Source organism: Mycobacterium sp., from assembly GCF_052144515.1.
Classification (GTDB): Bacteria; Actinomycetota; Actinomycetes; order Mycobacteriales; family Mycobacteriaceae; genus Mycobacterium.
In genome coordinates this window covers 1-3,942 of the sequence record NZ_JBKQQD010000283.1, presented here as the reverse complement: position 1 = coordinate 3,942, position 3,942 = coordinate 1, and the positions used below count along the sequence as shown (strand labels likewise).

Genomic DNA, 3,942 nt, shown 5'->3' with positions numbered 1-3,942 from the left:
GTTGGACTTGTCACTCATCCGTTCCTCGATTAGCTGGGGACACACCACCAACGCACCACCCGTAGGCAAAACCCCTTGCTGCTTGTGCCATTCCTCCTAGCGGCGCAGCTCGGTCGCCGCGACCTGTACGAACACCCCGGTGTCCTCGGCCATCAGCAGGCCACGACCGCGGGGCAACGGGCCACCCTTCATCTTGCCGCGGATGAAGCCCTCGTCGGGGTCGGCGTCCATCACCAGTAACGGCGCGTTCGCCTGGTGCAGTGCCCGCAACATCGGGTCGCTGCCCGCCGACGACCATCCGCCGAAGGTGCGGGTGACGATCACGTGCAGCCCGACATCGGCGGCCCTGGTCACCCAGGGAACGGCCTTGTGCAGCGGCGAGTCGAACCCTGGCGGCAGTTGCTGGATGTCATCGACGATCAAGAAGATCTCCGGACCGCTCCACCAGGACCGCGACAGCAGCTCCTCCGCGGACAAACCGGGCGGCGGCTCACGGCCGGCCAAGGCCTGGGCCAACTCGCCCATCATCGCCACGACACCGTCGAGGTTGTAGGCGAACTTCTCCACGTAGTCGGAGCCCAGGGTGGTCAGCAGCTGACGCCGCGGGTCGACCAGCCACACCTGTGCAGAGGGCCGCCCGGCCGGAGGAGTCGGCGCGCTGCTGGCTCCCGGCGCATAGAGCCTGCCGATTTCGGACATGATGGTGGCCAGCGTCGTGGTCCGCCCACATTCGCGTCGACCCGTGACCACCAAATGCGAGTTCTCGGCGAAGTTGAGATAGACCGGCTGCAGATCCAATTCCGATATCGCCCAGGTGATTCCGCCCACGCCAACCCCTTGACGGGTGTCCCGGGCGGCCAGCTCGCGCACTTGTTCCACGCCGAACTTCGCCGGCAGCCGGCGCACCGGCGGGGCCTGGCTCGTCGCGACCCGGCTGATCGCGGCCACCACGCTGTCGGACTCGAACATGTTGTTGGGCGTGCTGGCCAACGCGGGCCGGGCCACCAACGTGTGTAGGCCCGACTGCGGGTCGGCGTCGAGTCGGACGTAGTTGACCGCGACCATGCCGCGTCCCGGCTTGACCGGAACGTCTTTGGCGAACCGGGAACGCACCAGCTTGGCGTCTTCCACAGCGGCCAGGCGCAACTCGACCCGGGAACCGAAACCGCTCCGCACCGGGGGCCGCAGCTCGGATTCGCGGTCTGCCGTGACAATCACGTGCACGCCGAACGAGGGGCCCTGGTTGATGATCACGTTTACTTGCTCGATCAACACCTCGTTTTCCTCGGCCAGCGCCCGGTAGTTGTCGATCACCAGGTAGACGTCGCCGAACCCGTCGTTGGGCACCGGGCCGGCCTCACCGGCGAACTTGCGGCGCCGGAATACCTCCATCGACGGGATTCCGTGCTCGAGGAAGCTGCGTTTGCGCTCGCGGACCAACGCCAGAATTTCGGCCACCGTGCGGCGCACGCCGTATGGATCGGTGGGACCGACGACCTCGCCGACGTGGGGCAAGCGGGCCACCGTGGTCAGCGCGGTGCTGCTGTAGGCCAGGCAATAGAACTGAACCTGCTCGGGCGTGTGCGTCAACGCGGCCGAGCAGATCAGCGTCTGCAGCGCAGTGGTTTTGCCCGAACCTCCGGCGCCCAGAATCAGGACGTTGGCGCCGGGCCCGGACGTGTCAACCGTCCATGGCGGCTGGTCATGCTTGAACGGGCGGTCGATGATGCCGATCGGGAACACCAGATCCCTGGCGGTGCCGTACTCCTTTTGCCACTGGCGGCCCAGGAATCGGTCGACCAAGTCGTCGATGGCGACGGGCACCGTCAGCGGCGGCTGCCACAACCGGTACGGCTCGAAGTCGATTCTGCGCAGCTGATCAATGATCACCGTGCCGACCTTCGGCGTCCTGATGGCTTCTTCGTCCTCTTCTTCGGCATCTTCCGACTCGAGGACTTCGCCATTGCTGTGCGCGATGGGCTCGATGTCCGGGCTCCCGACGCTCACCTCGAGAGGCGTGAACGAATTCGTGAACAACTGCGGGCGGACGTAGTCGATGCTGTGCACCAACGCGGGCGCTTCTTCGCCGTCGATGGTCACGCCGCGGGAGTAGTAGTCCCGCCACAGGAACTCGGCCTGGAACCGGATGATGTCCTCGAGACTCTTACGGAAGTACCCCAGACCTGCCTGGGCCGGCAGGTTCACCGCGTTCGGCACCCCGGCCGCCTGCGCCGCTCCGGCGGTACGCGCCTTCAGCACCAAGCGGTAACCCATGTTCTCCATGAGTTTTTCCGCCCGGCTCTCAATGGTCTGCGACGCCATCATCAGGTGGATCCAGTAGGCGCGGCCCTGCCGGCCGATCGAGTCAAGGACGTCGACCGCTGTCGGCATGATGCGGAACCACTCATAGAACTCGTCGATGACCACCACGAGCATCGGCAGCGGCATCATGTCCTGGCCGCGCGCCCGCATCCTGGACCGCACGGAGTTGTACTCCTTGGCGTCGTCCACGCCGGCGCTGTCGCATACCGCCTTGCGGCGGGCGATCTCGCCCCACAGCGCGTCTAGGAAGCGCTCCATCAGCGCCTGGTCTTCTTCAAGGTCGGTGATGATCCGGGATACGTGGGGCACCCCGGCGAACGGCTTGACCGCCGACCCACCCTTGAGGTCGGCCAACACAAACTGCAGCTCTTCCGGCGGATGGCCGAGCATCAGCGATTCGATCACGGTTCGCACCAGCGTCGACTTACCCGAACCCGTCGTTCCCGACATGACGCCGTGCGGCCCGTCGCCGCCCTCGTCCAGCGATTTCATGTCCAAGAACAGCAGCTCGCCGTTGTCGGATCGATTGCCGAACGGGACCCGCAACCGCGACCGCCCCATGGTGTCGGTGCGGCTGCCCCACAGCGACTCGAAGTCGATGTCGGACGGATCGTCAATCCCGTAGTAGGACAAGATGTCTCGGGCACCGATGTGGGCCACCCGCTGCCCGATCTCTTCGTACGCCTCGGCGATCCGCCAGCGGGCTACCTTCTGCGCGAACTCCTCTGACTCCGCGATGCTGAGGTGGTCGGTAAGAGCGAAGAACCACGGCTTGTCGTCGATCACCATCCAGGTGTCGCGGTCGCGGGGCAGCGCCTCGATCACGCCCTTCTTGTCGAACTTCAACGACCGCTCGGGCACGGATGACCACATCGAAGCGCCGGTCAGGTCAAAGAACGTCACGCCGTCGACACCCTCGGCGCTGATCACGTACTCCCATTGCGGATCGGTGACGTCGGCGATGATCACGTGGTGAGGCGTCGGGTTCTGCGCCGACGAACTGGCATGCCGAGGCGTGAACGACCCGCGGCCGGCGAACAATTCGGCTTGCTCGGCGGCGAACTCCCGCACCGAGCCGTACACCATCCGCGCACTGCCCGCCGCGTCCTGCCGCCGGGGGTCACCGAAATGGGGCAGCCACTTGACCCAGTCCCATTCCTCCAGATCGGAGCTGACGACGATCATTCGCACGTGATCGGGCCCATGGGAGAACGCCAGCTGGCAGATGATCGACCGCATCAATCCCAGTGCCTGCTCGCGCTCCCCGATCAGCGAATACCAGGGTTCGACCAGGAAGGAAACCATCTTCGGCAGGTTGTAGACGACGCTTTGATAGCGTCCGAATTCCTGCAGCGCCTTACCCGTCACCGGTTCGAGCTCGATGTCGGTCGGCATGTTCTGCGGCTCACCCCAGGTCACCTCGGGACGCGTCATGCCGACGCCGACCCGGACCACGCCGAAGTTGAGGTCCTTGCCGTCGGGCTTGCGCTCCCACATCCGCGACGAACCCACCGCAGCGGCCAGCGTGTTGGGCGCGGGGTGGTACCAGCGGTAGTTGGCGTCCATGCTGTCCGCCGACTCGTTGGCCGTCTCCCGCAGCATGTCCAGCATCAGCATGAA

General features: G+C 65.6%; 1 protein-coding gene. It reads right to left on the bottom strand.

Translation table 11 applies throughout. The annotated features are described in order from the left end of the window. Positions 1 to 96: 96 nt before the first annotated feature. Positions 97 to 3,942: type VII secretion protein EccCa (gene eccCa, locus ACLP9N_RS18510; RefSeq protein ID WP_442408786.1), on the bottom strand; the 3,846-nt coding region annotated here is incomplete at its 5' end.